Below are 16203 nucleotides of genomic sequence, written 5' to 3'. Positions count from 1 at the left end.
ATACAAAATGAAGGAATATAATGAAGAAACCGTAAAGCAGCGAAAGTTACGGCAGGTGTTTATTCTTATTTGTTTTGCTGCAGTTGCAGGAGCATTTATGTGGCAAGCTAATTATTATTCGAATAGTAAGAAAGAAGAATTCTTTTATGGTGCAGGGGTTGTGCAGGTTGGAACAGCAGAGCAGCCACCTTTAGTAGTAATGACAAAGCATGTGAAGCAGAAACCAGGTTTGCTGCTATACGAAGTGCAGCCTGGCAATCACTTTCAGTTTCAAACAAAGAAAGCAAAGGAACTAAAGGCAGATCCAAAGAGTTTGAAAATATCGAATGAGACTGTGTATGTGAAAATGAAAAAAGACTGGTATGCATTTGATAAACAACTAGAAGAAGAGCAGCTTAACGGTGAACCGCAGCTTACCTTTGTGCAAGAACCCTATAAAATTAATAAAGTTGCTGAGGGCTATCAGCTTGAGTTGAATGCAAGTGAAGCGCAGGTTATTACGTTTCAATTAGAGGAAAAACCTCAGGCTGTTCAGTTATTAAATAAGAAACCGAAGGCATGGTTAGTTATTTTTGAAGAAAATGTTTCAATTTTAACTGAAAATACCGATAAATAAGTTAATATAGGATAAATGTATGACTAATTAAAAAAAGTTTTTGTGTAAATTGTCAATAAATGTACAAATTTTGTAGACGTTTTTGTTAGGAAAATACTAGGAAGGTAGATTATAATATTTAGTAGGCTCTAAATTAAAGAGAATTTGTACGTTAAAAAGTATTATAATAGGTGGATTAAATGGGGTTGACAAAATGATGCGGCCAGTAAAAGAAACTCAGGTGAAAATTGAACAGCTCAAAAGCATGTTTTTTGATTTAATTGCAAATGGCTATTACGGTACAGACCGAGCTGCCTTTTTGAACGCGTTTGTTGTGCAGTTGAAAGACTTTCTTTCTGTTGAGCACATTGGTGTGTACTCCTATAATAAATGGAAAGAACAATTTTATTTAGAAGACAGCACATTTCAGGAAACGGAAGAAATTATTCAACGTGTTGAAAAGGAAGATTGGCTGAAGCTAATTCAACAAAACGTCGATACAGCCGTGTATAATGGGGCAATGCTACAGCCTCTCCTTAGTGATAAATATCAAATAGCAGCTGTACCATTTCGAAAAGTAAATGCTGATATTTATAAAGGGATTCTTTTCTTTTTCTATGACCGCCATGAAAATTTGGAGGAAAAAGGGTGCTTTTTGGAAGCCGCAGCAGATGAATGTGCAAAGCTATTTGACCATTGGAAACGAAATAATTCATTTTTGAATGATGAAGACCGGTATGAACAACTATATCGGGTTACAGCGAAATTCCATTCTTCGATGAACACGAAGGATGTCTTACGCGAAATTATCATAACGCTTGAAAAGGTCTATCCTTCATTTGAACATTATTTGTTGATGTCTCAAGATACAGAAGAATTTGAAGAGCTGCCAGTGCGCGGTCTCCAATACAACGGTGAAACTGTAAGCCAAGCAGCTATTCAAGCTTATTTAACAGGGAATGTCCAATTTGAGGATAAGTTAAAAAGCAATCAGTCACTTTTATATGTCCCACTCAAAGGTAAGCAAGGGATTTATGGAGTCTTACAGGTTTTGGCTCCTAACGCAGTTATGTTTACAAAACAAGAGGTTGATTTTGTTGAGCTCTTAGCTAATACGGCTGGGAATGCGCTTGAAAACGCTCAGCTTTATCAGCAGTCAAAGCAACTAATCCATGATTTAAGGTTGATTAATAAGACATCACATCGCTTAAATTCAAATTTGCGCTTGTCTGATACAGTTCAATTTATGAAAGAACAGATTATCGACTCTTTCGGAGCACAAGAAGTTGGTTTCTTTATGTTTCCGAATAAGGCAGATGCACATTTGCTTGAAGGGAGTACAGATTACTTCCAAACATCTGAAGCTCAGAAGCTTTTACAAACCGCTGTTAAGAAATTAAAAAAAGCGAAGGATTCTTTGTTTGTAAGTGACCTTGAAGGAAATAAACAATTTGCTTGCTTGGAATACCGCTCTTTACTTGTCGTGCCGATGATCCAAAGTGGTGAACTTAAAGGTGGTGTAATTGCTTTACACAGTAGTCCATACCACTTTACTTTCGAAAAGTTTAAGTTACTTGAATCACTTGTTCATCATTCGACATTGGCGTTTGTCAATTCGATGCTTCGTGAAAAGCTGGAGCAAATGGTTGTAACAGATTATTTAACAGGGCTTTATTCTCGTAATTATCTTGACGACCATATCCAAAAAGCAATGAACGAAGATGGGCAAGGTACGTTTATTATGATTGACATCGATAACTTTAAATCTGTAAATGATACGTTTGGTCACCAAGTCGGGGACAACGTCATTGTCCAGGTGGCTAAAATTCTTACAAAAAATACTCGCTCAGATGATATTGCATCTAGATGGGGTGGCGAAGAGCTTGCTGTATATTTACCGCGAGTACCTCTTGATAAAGGAATACTTGTTGGAGAGCGTTTAGTGAAGTGTGTACGTGAGCATACTGAACCGAAGATTACAATCTCTTGTGGTATTTCTCATTGGTCAAAGGATCGAGAGGATTCAGTTAAGTATTTATTTAATCGTGCGGATGAAGCACTCTATGAAGCAAAGCATAATGGTAAGAACCAAGTAGTTGTTCATGAAGATGATCGCTAAATAAAGAAGCTCACTGCTTAACGGTAGTGAGCTTCTTTGTCGCTTTATAGATGCTTGGAAAGTTCTTCGACAAATGCTTGTAAATATTTTTCATCTATTTCATCAAAACGGTCAGTTTCGGGACTGTCTATATCTAAAACTCCGAACACAGTATTGTTTTGAATGATCGGTACGACAATTTCTGAACGAGAGGCTGCGTCACAAGCAATATGACCTGGGAAAGCATGTACATCTGCTACACGCATAGTTCTTTGTTCTTCGACTGATGTTCCGCATACACCTTTTCCGGTTGGAATACGCACGCAAGCAGGAAGCCCTTGAAATGGGCCGAGAACAAGTTCATTTTCTTCCATTAAGTAAAAACCGACCCAGTTTACACGATCAAGAAATTGGTTTAAAAGGGCAGACGCGTTCGCTAAATTTGCGGTGACATTTTTTTCGCCATCAAGTAAAGCTTGTAATTGCTTTATGAGTAATTCGTAGTTTTTGTCTTTTGATTGGTTATAGGCTTCGACTTGGAACAAGATGATTCCCCTTCTTTCTAAATGAAATTACTTGTATTCTATCAAATATTGCGTTTTGAGACTATTAATGTCGAGCGAAACTTGGAGGACTTTATCTAGAGCGGTAGAAATGAAGTATACAGGCATAATTCAGAAGGGAGAGGTAGAGGATGAGTACGAAACAAAAGGTGATTGATGCGGCAATTTCTTTATTTAATACAAAAGGGTTTCAAGGGACGTCTGTTAGGGAAGTGGCTAAGAAAGCCGATGTTAACCCCGCCTTAATTTCGTATTATTTTGGTAGTAAGAAAGGCTTGTTAGAAAGCTTGCTTCTCCAATTTTATGAACCTTATTTACAAATGCTCGAGGAAGCTGTAAATGAGATGCCGAAATTGACTCCTGCTGTTTGTTTGAAAGAAATGTGTGCTCGTATTCTTGCCTTTCAGCAGCAACATGTCGCTTTAACAAGATTTGTGTATAGGGAAATGACATTGGATTCTGTTTTGATTCGCGAAATGATGGCCACATATTTAAAGAGGGAAACATTCTTTATGAAATCTGTTTTTCAAGCAGGTGTGCAAAATCAACCTTTCAATCATTATTCAATAGATTACGCGGTCATTCAATTTAAAGGGATGGTTATGATGCCTTATTTGTACCCTCAGTATTTAACAGAAGTTCTATACATACAGCCGAGGGAAACATACTTTGTACGACGCTATCAAGAGCGAATAAATAGATGGATTGATTCAATGCAAATCTTCCAAACAGAAACACAAACAAAAAAGAGAGCATAGTGCTCTCAGCTTTGTCCCAATAATACCTTTTGCAATTGGTGATAATGTTGCCCAACATCATTTGCTTGGTGTGCATCTGAACCATATACGAGTGGAATCCCCATTGAAGCGGCTTGTTTAACTAATTTTTCCGTTGGATAAGGTTCTCCACAGAGCGGCTTGCTTAAACCAGCAGCATTGTAGTCCAGTTCAAGTCCATTGCTTTTAACAAGCTGAAGCAGTTCAGTGGTTTCTCTTTCAAAGGATAGGTCGCAAGGGAAACGTTTTTGGAATTTATGCACAAGTGTTATGTGTCCGATCCGCTTTGGTTTGTATGGACCAAGATCTGCTTTAATTGACTGCTTAACTGTATGAAAATATGCCTCATAGATTTTTGCTGTAATACCAAAAGAGTGAATCATCTCTTGAAAGGTGTCATCACTAAAGTCTAAACAGAAGTAGTGGTCATTTTGTTTTAGAAAGTGGACAGATAATATGCTGTCGTCTAATAAGTGACCATAGGTTTGTAAGAAATCAGTCGTTTCCTGCTCAAATCCTTCAATAAAATCAATTTCTAATCCGGTCTGAATGTGAATGTCGTTTGCGTATTTCTTCTTTAAATCTGTAAGTGTTTTAAGATAATTCTCTAACTGTTGGAACGGCATACTGCTGTCTTTATCAGGTGTCGGATCTTCGAATGATGGTGGAAGGGGAGCATGTTCGGTAAAAGTGATCGTACTAAAGTCTTGTTTAATTGCTTGTTCAATGTATTCTTCGAAAGAATCTTTGCTTCCATGAGGACAATATGGGGTATGGATATGTCCGTCAATTTTCATAATGATTTCCTCCCACTCCTAAAGAATGATTCGTCAATTTTTTTGAAAAAATTTGGTCATAAATATTGAATACATGGTATCATAAAAACATTAAACGATATATACATAATGGATTTAAATCTTATTTTAATATGGTTTTCAAGACTCGCGTTTCAATTATACAGGGTAACAGGCATTTCTACATAATAAAACAGTGTGCACGGCCCTTGATGTAGAGAAGGGGTAGGAAGATAGATAGAGAACATGAATGAGAAGGGTGCTATCGTATGGAATATGTGATCGGGCTTGTCATTATTTTTCTTGGCTTAATTACATACAGCTTAATAATGCGTAAAAGAATATATGATGAAGTTTCACGGCTTGAAGCGTGGAAAATGGAAGTAATGAACCGGCCAGTGACAGAAGAAATTTCACGTGTGAAGGCCTTGAATTTGACCGGTCAAGCAGAAGAGAAATTCGAAAGCTGGCGAAAAACATGGGATGAAATTGTGACCCAGGAACTTCCGAAAGCTGAAGAGATGCTGTTCGATGCAGAAGAAGCAGTAGACAAATATCGCTACAACAAAGCGAAAAAAATAAATGCTGAGACAAGTGATTTGTTGAAATGGATCGACGAACAGATTGACACACTTTTAGCTGAGCTTCAAGAATTACTTGGCAGTGAAGAACAGAATCGTGTAGATAATGAAGAATTGCGCTATACGTTTAAGCAGCTAAAGAAAAGATTGTTAACAGAACGACATACGTTTGGGAAAGCGGAAGAACATATTGAAGCGCAACTTGGTGAAATAGAAAAGAGATTTACAGACGTTGAAACAGAGACAGAACAAGGCAATTACTTTCAAGCCCGGGAAATTGTGCTTGAAATCAAGGAGCGGTTAACAGATGTGCATGAGAAGACAAAGTTAATTCCGAATCTTCTTACAGATTGTCAAACCCATATTCCTTCCCAAATTCAAGAATTGCGTTCTGGATTTATTGAAATGGTGGAACAGGATTACGTGCTTTCGCATCTCGCTGTTGAAGAAGAGCTGGAGAAGATGGAAGAGCAATTAGTAGAATATGAAAAGCTTGTCGAGAAAGCCGAAATTGCGAAAGTAAAAGATGACATTGCAGATATGAAGGAAAATATTGAGCAAATTTATGATGCACTTGAAAAAGAAGCGATTTCCAAGCAAATCGTACTTCAAGATGAACCGACTCTTGAGCCGGTTTTGGAACGTTTGAAAGAACAAGTTGCTGCAACAAAAGAAGAATCGATGTTTGTCCAAATGTCTTACCATTTAACAGAGAAGGATTTAGAAACGCAGCATCGGCTTGAGAAAGATTTAAATTATATGATGAAGAAATATTATGAAGTTCGTCATCGAATTGAAGAAAATGATCTGCCTGCAACGAAACTTCGTCATGATTTAGAGGAAATTGCGAAGAAAGTAAACGAAATGAAAGAAACACATAAGGATATTCAAGAAATGCTTCAAACTCTTCGAAAAGATGAAATTGAAGCCCGGGAAAAGCTTCGAGAAATGAATAAGAAGTTGTTAGAAGTAAATCGTCTTGTGAGAAAGAGTACACTGCCTGGTGTTCCGAAATATTTCTGGTCGCAAACAGCAAGTGCCAATGATAGCCTTCAAGCAGTTGAGGAAAAACTTGAAGAAAAGCCACTGGACATGGCTTCAATTCGCCGCTACCTTGACGAGGCGGTTGGTAAAGTTAACAATGTATATGAAGAGATCACACATATGCTAGACCAAGCTGCGTTAGCTGAGAAAGTCATTCAATACGGAAATAGGTATAGAAGTCAATATCCATTTGTGGCGGCACGATTGATTGAAGCTGAGGAAGCTTTCCGTGCATGCCAGTATGAGCAATCATTAGAGATCGCTGCAAGCTCACTTCAGGAACTGGACCCAGATGTCCTTTCGAAAGTAAGTCAGTTGTTAGAAAAAAATGAAAAGGAACTTTTGCTTAAAGGGGAAGAATGATGAAGAAGATTCTTCTCGGTGTAATGGCAACAATATGTTTGATAGTGTGGGCGGTGTTTATAATAGTCCTGACAACTGATCGTTCGACAGTAGGCGATGGAATGCTTGCTTCAGGTAGAATGACGGTTTTGAAAAGCTTAGAAATCCCAGAAGAAGCATTTAATAACCAAGTTGAAATGCAACCGCCCCCCGCAGAAACCCCTTCTGACCTTAAAGCAGAAGAGAAAACCAACCAGCCATTCATTACAAAAAAATTTGTTGCAGGTCACACCGATACTCAGACAATGTCGATCGATGAGTTAATGAAAGTATTAAATATTCAATGAAAAAACCTGCAGGATTTTTTATCCCGCAGGTTTTTTGTAAGAAACTTTCCTTAATGTTGATGTGAAGAGCGAGTGAATTCAGTTGCTCGTTTTGGACTTCCTTTTACCTTTGCAAAAATGTAGCCGACAATAGAACCGATGATTGCTGGAACAAGCCAACCAACACCTTGGCTGTATAATGGAAGAAAGCTTCCTAGTGAGTTGTTCAAATTCGTAAGATCTACACCAGCAGTGCTCAAGCCATCTAATGCACTAATCAATGCCGCGCCAATAATCCCGCCAGCATATACTTCTCGATAACCATTGAAGAAGTTATGCATGAAGGAAAGAATGATTAATGCAATTGCTAACGGGTAAATAGCAATTAAAACAGGTAGAGAAATGGTGATTAATTGCGTTAAGCCAACATTTGCAATGATCATGCTAAATACACTTAAGATTCCGACAATAACTGGATAAGAAAGCTTTGGCATAATTTTTGTGAAATATTCTCCAGTAGCAGATACAAGACCTACAGAAGTTGTTAAGCATGCAAATGTAATCGCAAGGCCAAGTACAGCCGTACCCGCAGAGCCAAATAGATGAGTAGCTGCCCCAGAAAGAATAGCTCCACCGTTGTTCGCTTCACCAATAACATTAATGCTTGTCGCCCCAAGATATGCAAGTGATAAATAAACCAACGCAAGGCCTGTAGCAGCGATTAGGCCTGCTTTAACCGTCGTACGAGCAAGGATCTTCTTATCTGTTACGCCTTGATCTTTAATAGCAGAGACAACAACAATTCCGAATACTAAAGCAGCAATGGTATCCATCGTAAGGTATCCGTCGATAAACCCTTTGAAAAATGCTCCAGATGCATATGCCTCAGTTGGTTCAGCAATGCTGCCCATTGGTGTTACAATTGCTTTAATAACAAGCGCTCCTAATACGATAACAAGAAGCGGTGTCAGTACTTTACCAATACGGTCTACAAGCTTAGATGGATTTAAAGCAAGTAAAAACGTAATGCCAAAGAAGATAATTGTATAAATAAAAAGCGGCATCCCTGTTGCATTCATGCTTTCAGGCAAGAATGGTGTAACCCCGATTTCAAAAGCAACTGTACCTGTTCTCGGAATTCCGAAAAGAGGGCCGATTGCTAAATACATGACGATTGGGAAAATGGCTCCAAATAGTGGATGAACGCGTTTTGATAATGAACCAAGGTCACCTGTGAAAGCGATTGCAGTAACCCCCAGCAGTGGTAAGCCGACACCTGTGATTAGAAACCCGAACGTTGCCAGCCAAACGTTAGTCCCAGCTGCTTGTCCTAATGCTGGTGGGAAAATCATATTTCCAGCTCCGAGGAAAAGAGCGAAAAGCATAAGGCCAATCACAAATGTTTGCTTAGCAGAAATTGATTCCTTCATATTAAAAATCCTCCTGTGCTTCCTAGTTTAAATATTGTGAAAACTCTCATAGAACACGATAAGATAATATCACAAATTTCCTACAAAAAGTTTTATTACAAAAAAGTTTAAATAATAAATAAATTCTTAATATTTAATTATATATGATTATTAAGCTTATACTCCCTGGTTCTTTCTTTTTCTTGATTATAAGATTAATGAGAGAATTTTAAGAAAATACTTTATGGAAATAATATTGGTTCTTTTGTATGAAAATTACACATGACAAATGTAGTGCAAGTAGGTTGAAATGAAAAAAGAAGACCTTTATATTTTTGTGTGATGAATAGTATTAGATAGAATCATTTATGATCACTTATAACTGTTTCTAATTTTCGTGAGTTATGGTAAGATTATTAGTTGCAAAAAATGCCACGCAGGGAGATTTGCTTATGATTTATTTGGATAATAGTGCGACAACACAGCCATATCCTGAAGTGTTGAAGACATATCATACAGTTGCTCATAAATATTTTGCTAATCCATCATCGATCCATGGATTAGGTGGTGAAACAGAGCGTCTGCTTACACAGTCTCGGAAAAGATGTGCAGAACTTATCGGTGTTAAGCCGACAGAATTAGTATTTACATCCGGCGGGACGGAAGGGAACAACATTGCTATTAAAGGAATTGCTTTGGAACATCAATCACGCGGTAAACATTTGATTACGACAACGATTGAACACCCTTCAGTGGATCAAAGTTTTAAGCAACTAGAAAAGTTAGGTTTTGAGGTGACTTTTTTACCTGTAAATGAAGAAGGAAAAGTTTCTTCCCAAGATGTGCAGGAGGCTTTGCGAGATGATACGATTCTTGTTTCCATGATTCATGTGAATAATGAAATGGGAACGGTTCAGCCAATTGAAGAGGTAGCAGCAATTTTGAAAGACTATCCGAAAATTTTCTTTCATGTTGATAATGTGCAAGGTCTGACAAAAGTGCCGTTATTGTTAAAAGATGTTGATCTATGCACGATGAGCGGACATAAAGTTCATGGTGTAAAAGGCTCCGGCCTCTTATATGTACGTGAAGGCGTCACACTTTCTCCTTTATTTACAGGAGGCATTCAAGAAATGCAAGTGAGGGCAGGAACGGAAAATTTACCAGCAATTGTAGCTGTTACAAAGGCACTCAGGCTCGGGTTTGAAAGAATGCCATCAGGTATTCAGAAGCTTGAAGAGCTAAAAGGAGAATTACAAAAGGAATTAGAGGAAATAAACGGTGTTGTTGTTAACACACCACGTAATAATAGTGCTCCACACATTGTTAATTTCTCTGCATTAGGCGTGAAGCCTGAAGTATTAATTCATTCATTAGAAGAATACAACGTATACGTTTCAACAAAATCAGCATGTTCTTCAAAACATGCTGATGCCAGCAAGGTAATAATGGCTGCTGGGCTTGGTGAGGAACGAGCTGTAAGTGCAATTCGTCTGAGTATGTCGTTTGAAACGACAAAAGAAGAGGTTGAGCTATTTTTGAATGCTTTGCGTGCGGTATTACCAAAATTACAAAGAATAATGGGGTCATCATCATGAATTATAACCATATACTTGTTCGTTATGGAGAAATGGCGTTAAAAAGAAAAAATCGTTCGAAATTTACAAGTCAGTTAAAGTCTAATGTGAAGCAGGCACTGAAAGAGTTTCGCAATTTAAAAATTCGTAAAACACATGACCGAATGTTCATTGAATTAAATGGTGAAGATTACAGGGCGGTTATGGACCGACTTAAAGAAATTTTTGGGATTCAATCGTTAAGCCTAGGTTTGCGTACTGAAAAAGAAATCGATGAAATTCGACAAGGTGCTTTAGTAGCTCTGCGCGAAGCAATGAAAGAGCCGAATATGACGTTTAAAGTTGAATCAAAGCGCACAGATAAACAATTCCCTGTCCGCTCACAAGCCTTAAACCATGAAATTGGTGGTCACCTTCTAAAGAATGTCGAAGGGCTTTCTGTAGATGTTCATAACCCTGATATTATGGTGCGTGTTGAAGTTCTTCAAGATGGTTGTTATATCACATGCTTGAAGGAGCAAGGTGCAGGTGGCTTGCCTGTTGGAACAAGTGGAAAGGCAATGTTAATGCTATCAGGTGGAATTGATAGTCCTGTTGCAGGTTATTTAACGATGAAGCGTGGTGTGCGGATTGAAGCTGTCCACTTTCACAGCCCGCCTTATACAAGTGAACGCGCCAAACAAAAAGTCATTGATCTTGCAAAGAAATTAACACGTTATTCAGGAAAGGTGCGCTTGCATGTTGTGCCTTTTACAGAATTACAGCAAACACTTCACCGTGAAGTGCCAGACAACTATTCAATGACTGCGTTACGAAGAATGATGCTGCGTATTACAGAGCAATTAGCTGTGAAGAATAATGCCCTTGCGATTGCGACTGGTGAAAGTGTTGGTCAAGTTGCAAGTCAAACGTTAGAAAGCATGCATGCTATTAATGAAGTGACGAATTTTCCGATTTTGCGTCCTTTAATGGCAATGGATAAGCTTGATATTATTGATATTGCCAAAAAAATTGATACGTATGAGATTTCAATTCGCCCGTATGAAGACTGCTGTACCATTTTTCTACCATCAGCACCGAAGACAAAACCAAAGCGAGCAAATATTAATAAATATGAACAATCACTCGACATTGAGAAATTGGTTCAGGATGTTGTTGAGCGAACAGAAGTACTTGAAATAACTACAGTAGATGAAGTAGAAGAACAGTTTGGTGAGTTGTTATAAATAACAAAATAAATATGAAACAATTACCATAGACTTTCCATGAATGGTTTCACCTCTTTTATCACATTATATGAACACCAAAGGAGGTGAAACAACATGGCACAAGGAAATACAAACCAACTAGTTGTACCTGGTGTACAACAAGCAATCGACCAAATGAAATATGAAATCGCTCAAGAATTTGGTGTTCAACTTGGTCCAGATGCTACTGCACGCGCTAACGGTTCTGTTGGTGGTGAGATCACAAAGCGTCTAGTTCAAATGGCTGAACAACAAATGGGTGGTTACCAACAAAAGTAGTCCACAACTATATAATCATGGCTAAGCCCTTTTCAGGATTTCCTGGAAAGGGTTTTTTTAATGGTTTAGAAAACCCCTGGCTATGCCGGGGGTTCTAGATAGCTTATAGCGTGGTAATAAAAAAATCCCCCTTCATGGTAAGATAAAGTTGGTTTCCCGACCACTTTATCTCGCCATAGAAGGAGGAATGCCCCTTGAAGGACATGAATAGTTTAGCACACACAACATGGAATTGTAAGTATCACATTGTGTTTGCGCCAAAGTACAGAAGACAGATTATTTATGGAAAATATAAAAAGAGTATTGGACAAATTATCCGGGATCTATGTGAACGAAAAGGTGTGGTGATCCATGAAGCCAATGCCTGTCCGGACCACATTCATATGTTAGTTAGTATCCCACCTAAATTGAGTGTGTCTCAATTCATGGGTTACTTGAAAGGGAAGAGCAGTCTCATGATTTTCGATCGACATGCCAATTTAAAATACCGATATGGAAACCGGAAATTTTGGTGTAGAGGCTTTTATGTTGATACGGTGGGTCGAAACAAGAAGCGAATACAAGACTACATTCGAAATCAGCTGGTGGAAGACTATCGAGCTGACCAGTTAACATTGTTCGAAGAGTTTGATCCGTTCACAGGACAAAGAAATAAGAAAAAATAAGGAAATTCTTTAGAATTGGTGAGTGAATGTGGTGCATAAGGGAAACCCTTTCAGTGGGCCTTTAAGGCCGAGGCCGGTAAAAGAGGCTTTCAGCCGCAGAGCAAACCACCAGTTCACACTGGTGGTTTTGATTATGTGTGCTGGAAAAGGTTCCAGCAATCGCACAGCCTAAACGCCTTCCTTCGCTTTCGACGCACAGGACGTGACGTTTCTAGCCAGCGTTCCTTTGATCTAGCCGCCTCCGCTTTTCGGATATGTCTAGCTGCGAAAGGCAGGCTGCGCGAGTTGCTTCACCTTTCCACTCCGAGGCAAAGAGCGCCTCTCTGTGTAAAGGTTCCAGCAATCTCACAGCCTAAACGCCTTTCTCCGCTTTTCGGATATTCGACAGAATTTTGACTTGGGCGAAGAAAATATTTCAAAAAACCAAAAAGAATATTTAAAAAATTTATATTTTTTTGTATAATAAAAATAGTACAATAGCCGTTAGATGATTTTTGTGCTAAAAGTGAGCGGTTGCTCAATGAAGTTTAACGGTGAATAATTTATAGGGGGAGAATATATGAATAAAGCTGAGATGATTGCACCAGAGAATTACAACCTAGTGGAGGAAGTTGAACGTTTTGCTGCTAATCCTGAAAACAAGGCGATTGTTTGGCAGGACAGCGAGGGAAATAAAGAAGAGCTTACTTATGCTGATTTGATGGAGAAAGCGAACAAAATTGGAAACGCTTTATTAAATACAGGTCTTAAAAAAGGCGATAAAGCGATTATTGTTATCCCACGCCTTGTTGAAGCATATGCAGTATATGTTGGTTGTATTAAAGCAGGGATTGTCGTAAGCCCTGGATCGGAAATGCTTCGTGCTAAAGACCTTCGTTACCGTATTAATCATGGGGAAATCAAAGGTGTTATTAGTTATGAGCCATTCGTCCCTGAATTTAATGAGTTAACTGACATGGACTTGCCTAATAAATACGTCGTTGGCGGAAGTGCTGAAGGCTGGTATAGTCTTGACGAATTAATGGCTAAAGAAAGTGGCGAATTAGAGAAAGCGGATACAAAACGTGATGATATGGCGTTCTTATCTTATACTTCTGGTACAACAGGAAATCCAAAAGGTGTTGTACACACACATGGTTGGGCTTTCGCTCACTTACGCACTGCAGCAAAAGGCTGGTTGAACATCGATCAAGGTGATAAGGTTTGGGCAACAGCTGCACCTGGTTGGCAGAAATGGATTTGGAGTCCTTTCCTTTCTGTACTAGGTTCTGGTGCAACAGGTTTTGTTTATAATGGTAAGTTTGAAGCAAATAAATACTTACAGCTTCTTCAAGATAATAAAGTTAATGTTCTTTGTTGTACACCAACAGAGTATCGTGTAATGGCAAAGGTTGATAACCTTGATGAGTACAAGCTTCCAGAATTAAAAAGTGCTGTATCAGCAGGTGAGCCATTGAACCGTGAAGTTATTGACACATTCAGAAATCATTTCAACGTTACTGTTCGTGATGGTTATGGTCAAACGGAAAATACGCTACTTGTAGGTGTTCTTGAAGGAATGGAAGTAAAACCAGGTTCAATGGGTAAACCGACGCCAGGTAACCTTGTTGAAATCATTAATGAAGATGGCGATCCAGTTGCTGCTGGTGAAGTAGGTGACATCGCTGTTCATAAAGATACACCTGCGTTATTCAAGCATTACTATAAAGATCCTGAACGTACTGCAATGCAATATCGCGGTGATTACTATGTAACAGGTGATAAAGCGAGTAAAGACGAAGATGGTTACTTCTGGTTTGAAGGCCGTGGTGATGATATTATCATCAGTTCTGGTTATACAATTGGACCATTTGAAGTAGAAGATGCTCTTGTAAAGCACCCTGATGTTAAAGAGTGTGCGGTTGTTGGAAGTCCTGATGAAGTTCGTGGTAATGTTGTTAAAGCCTTCATCGTTTTGAAAGAAGGCGTTGACTCGAATGCAGAAGGATATGTTAAACAGCTTCAAGACCATGTTAAAGATTTAACGGCACCTTACAAATATCCACGTAAAGTTGAATTTGTAGAGGAATTACCGAAAACAACGTCAGGTAAAATCCGCCGCGTTGAACTTCGCCAAAAAGAAATGGCACAAAAAGCTTAATTTTAAAACAAAGCCCTTGAGCATATGCTCGAGGGCTTTTCTATAGGAGAAGAAGGTTAGACCCCTCGCTTTGTAAAGCTTTTGAATAAGCGAAAAGAGTGTGTTACGTTAGTGTTACTTTTATTAGTTAAAGTGAGGAGAATTAATGTGGGGAAATTGTGGCATAATGGTGTCATTTATACAATGAGTAAAGAAGGGGAAACGGTCGAAGCTGTATTCACAGAAGACGGCTTCATTAAAGCAATGGGCTCATATAATGAGTTGAAAGAAACTTATCAATCTGAAATAACGGATGAGGTAAATTTAAAGGGTAATGTGATGTATCCGGGGTTTGTAGATAGTCATATGCATTTAATAGGGCATGGCGAGAAGTTAATTCGCTTAGACTTATCAAAATATCAATCATCTCAAGAAATGAAGGAAGCTCTTGTGCAGAAGGTAGCGGAAACAAATGAAGGTGAATGGATTATTGGTGAAGGTTGGAATGAAAATGTGTTTCCTGATCGAAAAATTTTTCATCGCCTTGAATTAGATGAGATTGCACCTCAAAATCCGATGATGTTAACAAGGGTATGTCGCCACGCCATTTTAGCAAACACGAAAGCGTTAGAACTGGCTGGCATTACGAAAGATACTCCAAATCCATCAGGTGGGGTCATTGTTCGGGATGTTGACGACCAGTCGACTGGGTATTTACTAGACCAAGCACAGGAGCTTGTCAAAGCTGTTATTCCCGAAATCAGTACGGAAGAGCTGCAGCGGGCTCTTCAGGTATCAGTGGAAGATTTGCTACGGATGGGGCTCGTCGGCTCACATACAGAGGATCTGAACTACTATGGGGGCTTTAAACGTACTGCAGAAAGCTTCTTTCATGTTATTGATGGCGAGCAAGTTAAATATCGAGCCCATCTACTTGTTCACCATGGGGTTGTTGAGGAGTTTAATGAGGATAGAGAGATTCAGGAAATGCAGAACGAATTTGTTGAATTTGGTGCGATGAAAATCTTTTCTGATGGTGCCCTTGGTGGAAGAACTGCACTTTTAAGTAAACCATATAATGATGTGCCAGAAGCATCAGGTATGGCGATTCATACTGTTGAAAAGCTCGAGCAGTTAGTACAGCAGGCAAGGAAGTTTGAAATGAATGTTGCAATCCATGCGATAGGTGATCTAGCAGCGGAATACGCCCTTGCCGCAATGGAGAAGTTCCCACCAGTTAACAGCGGTAGAGACCGTTTGATTCATGCTCAAATTATGCGCCCAGATTTAATTGAAAAGGCAAAGAAGATGCCTGTTATTTTTGATATACAGCCGACCTTTACTTCCTCGGATTTTCCGTGGGTAATTGAGCGCCTCGGAGAACACCGAATGACTTACTCATATGCATGGCGAACACTTTTAACAGAAGGTATTCATTGTGCAGGAGGGTCAGATGCACCGATTGAAGAGGCTGATCCGTTGCTTGGAATCTTTGCCTCTGTCACCCGTGCTCATCCTGATACACCGTGGCATACGTATGGGCAAGAGCAGTGCTTAACGATGTTTGAAGCGGTTCAGCTTTTTACAATAGGCAGTGCCTATGCTATTAACAGAGAACATGAAAGAGGTTTAATTAAAGAAGGATATGTCGCAGATTTTACAGTCTTAGACCAAGACCTATTTCAAATTCAGTATCGAGATATTTTACAAACGAACGTAAAAATGACGGTTGTTGATGGCGATGTCATGTACGAAGATAAATGAAAAGAACTTGGCGCAATGCCAAGT

Annotated in this window: 14 protein-coding genes; 11 read left to right on the top strand and 3 right to left on the bottom strand. The window is 38.9% G+C overall.

The window, feature by feature from the left end; all coding sequences use genetic code 11:
• Positions 1 to 7 precede the first annotated feature (7 nt).
• Together LC040_13255 and LC040_13250 are read left to right on the top strand one after the other, a co-directional pair.
• A complete protein-coding gene (locus tag LC040_13255) occupies positions 8 to 616 on the top strand; it encodes a hypothetical protein (protein WLR50236.1) in 609 nt (202 codons plus the stop codon).
• 193 nt (positions 617 to 809) lie between these two features.
• Positions 810 to 2714 carry a diguanylate cyclase gene (locus LC040_13250; protein ID WLR50235.1) on the top strand — a complete coding sequence of 635 codons (1905 nt, stop codon included), beginning with the start codon at positions 810 to 812 and terminating at the stop codon, positions 2712 to 2714.
• A 44-nt stretch (positions 2715 to 2758) separates the two neighbouring features.
• Here LC040_13250 and LC040_13245 read toward each other — a convergent pair whose 3' ends face one another.
• On the bottom strand, positions 2759 to 3238 hold the full coding sequence (locus LC040_13245; GenBank protein ID WLR50234.1) for a GAF domain-containing protein: 480 nt from the start codon (positions 3236 to 3238) through the stop codon (positions 2759 to 2761).
• A gap of 149 nt (positions 3239 to 3387) precedes the next feature.
• Between LC040_13245 and refZ the strand changes: the two genes are divergently transcribed.
• A complete protein-coding gene (gene refZ, locus LC040_13240; GenBank protein WLR50233.1) occupies positions 3388 to 4014 on the top strand; it encodes a forespore capture DNA-binding protein RefZ in 627 nt (208 codons plus the stop codon).
• A gap of 5 nt (positions 4015 to 4019) precedes the next feature.
• On the opposite strand, the gene hisJ is transcribed toward refZ, so the two are convergent.
• Entirely contained in the window at positions 4020 to 4829 is an 810-nt protein-coding gene (gene hisJ / locus LC040_13235) for a histidinol-phosphatase HisJ (protein WLR50232.1), read from the bottom strand.
• A gap of 266 nt (positions 4830 to 5095) precedes the next feature.
• On the opposite strand from hisJ, the gene ezrA reads away from it, so the two are divergent.
• Entirely contained in the window at positions 5096 to 6814 is a 1719-nt protein-coding gene (gene ezrA / locus LC040_13230; GenBank protein WLR50231.1) for a septation ring formation regulator EzrA, read from the top strand.
• Positions 6811 to 7140 (top strand): hypothetical protein, encoded by a 330-nt coding sequence (locus LC040_13225; GenBank protein ID WLR50230.1) that lies wholly within the window; start codon positions 6811 to 6813, stop codon positions 7138 to 7140. The genes ezrA and LC040_13225 overlap by 4 nt, the downstream gene beginning before the upstream one ends.
• A gap of 50 nt (positions 7141 to 7190) precedes the next feature.
• Here the strand turns inward: LC040_13225 and brnQ are convergent, their stop codons facing one another.
• Entirely contained in the window at positions 7191 to 8549 is a 1359-nt protein-coding gene (brnQ, locus tag LC040_13220; GenBank protein ID WLR50229.1) for a branched-chain amino acid transport system II carrier protein, read from the bottom strand.
• Positions 8550 to 8980: 431 nt separating this feature from the next.
• Here brnQ and LC040_13215 point away from each other — a divergent pair, with 431 nt between their 5' ends.
• The 6 genes from LC040_13215 (at position 8981) to LC040_13190 (ending at position 16179) form a co-directional block, all read left to right on the top strand.
• The gene (locus tag LC040_13215; GenBank protein WLR50228.1) at positions 8981 to 10126 is read left to right on the top strand and encodes a cysteine desulfurase family protein; all 1146 of its coding nucleotides are present in this window, start codon (positions 8981 to 8983) and stop codon (positions 10124 to 10126) included.
• The gene (thiI, locus tag LC040_13210; protein ID WLR53290.1) at positions 10120 to 11331 is read left to right on the top strand and encodes a tRNA uracil 4-sulfurtransferase ThiI; all 1212 of its coding nucleotides are present in this window, start codon (positions 10120 to 10122) and stop codon (positions 11329 to 11331) included. The genes LC040_13215 and thiI overlap by 7 nt, the downstream gene beginning before the upstream one ends.
• A 96-nt stretch (positions 11332 to 11427) precedes the next feature.
• On the top strand, positions 11428 to 11631 hold the full coding sequence (locus LC040_13205; GenBank protein ID WLR50227.1) for an alpha/beta-type small acid-soluble spore protein: 204 nt from the start codon (positions 11428 to 11430) through the stop codon (positions 11629 to 11631).
• Positions 11632 to 11834: 203 nt separating this feature from the next.
• Entirely contained in the window at positions 11835 to 12296 is a 462-nt protein-coding gene (gene tnpA, locus LC040_13200) for an IS200/IS605 family transposase (protein WLR53289.1), read from the top strand.
• Between the two features lie 559 nt (positions 12297 to 12855).
• Complete coding sequence (locus LC040_13195; protein ID WLR50226.1) at positions 12856 to 14436, top strand: acyl--CoA ligase; 1581 nt, start codon at positions 12856 to 12858, stop codon at positions 14434 to 14436.
• Between the two features lie 147 nt (positions 14437 to 14583).
• The gene (locus tag LC040_13190; protein ID WLR50225.1) at positions 14584 to 16179 is read left to right on the top strand and encodes an amidohydrolase; all 1596 of its coding nucleotides are present in this window, start codon (positions 14584 to 14586) and stop codon (positions 16177 to 16179) included.
• Positions 16180 to 16203: the final 24 nt, after the last annotated feature.

The sequence above is a fragment of the Bacillus tianshenii genome (assembly GCA_020524525.2).
Lineage (GTDB): Bacteria > Bacillota > Bacilli > Bacillales > Bacillaceae_N > Bacillus_AV.
Note: the sequence above shows the minus strand (reverse complement) of the source record. Positions and strands in the feature narration are given on the sequence as shown.